The sequence below is a fragment of the Streptomyces sp. XM83C genome, assembly GCF_023072675.1.
Taxonomy (GTDB): Bacteria; Actinomycetota; Actinomycetes; order Streptomycetales; family Streptomycetaceae; genus Streptomyces; species Streptomyces thermocoprophilus.
In genome coordinates this window covers 1-803 of the sequence record NZ_JALLGL010000639.1, presented here as the reverse complement: position 1 = coordinate 803, position 803 = coordinate 1, and the positions used below count along the sequence as shown (strand labels likewise).

1 protein-coding gene is annotated in these 803 nt (G+C 70.9%); it reads right to left on the bottom strand.

Features of this window, described 5'->3' with window-relative positions:
• On the bottom strand, positions 1–803 hold an 803-nt coding region (locus MTQ10_RS30865), incomplete at both ends, for an ERAP1-like C-terminal domain-containing protein (RefSeq protein WP_247474120.1).

Here is an 803-nt window from a genome sequence, read left to right as displayed (position 1 = left end):
CGGCGTGGGTGGGGAAGGCCCAGTGGCCGGCGGCTTCGGCGATGGCGGGGCCGCGGCGGTGGGCGAGGGCGACGGCGTCGGGGTAGTAGCGCTCGATGTAGGGGTGGAGGAGGTCGGTTTGTTCGGGTTGCCAGAAGCCTTGGGCGGTGGCGGTGAAGAGGTAGTTGGAGAGGGTGTCGGTGTGGAACATGGTGTTCCAGGTGTGGGCTTTGGTGTCGGGGTCGGGTAGGGCGGCGCGGCAGCGGGCGGCGGCTTCTTGTCCGGTGGCGGTGGGGTCGCGGTCGAGTTCGGCGGTGATGGTGGTGTCGTCGGTGGCGCCGAGGACGGCGAGGCGGGTGAGAATGCGCCAGCGGAGTTCGGGGTCGAGTTCGGGGCCGCCGGGGACGGTGCCGTCGTGGAGCCAGGCGGTGATGGTGTCGGGTTGGGTGGCGGCGTCGATGTAGTGGCGTACGGCGGTGAGGCGGAGGCCGGGGTTGTCGCCGTCTTCGGTGCGGCGGATGAGGTCGCGGCAGAGGTGGGTGATGGCGGCGAGGGTGGTGGGGCGTTGGTGGGGGGTGGTGTAGCGGTCGGCGATGTGGGTGCGGGCGAAGCCGAGGACGCCTTGGACGATGGCGAGGTCGGTTTCTTCGGGGAGGTGGGCGGTGGCGGTGGTGAGGTAGTCGGTGGGGGTGAGGTCGCCGTCGCGGACCATGTCGCGGAGGGTGTTCCAGATGACGGCGCGGGTGAGGGGGGTGGGGATGCCGGAGAGGTTGCGGAGGGCGGTTTCGAGGGAGTGGTCGTCGAGGCGGATCTTGGCGTAGGTG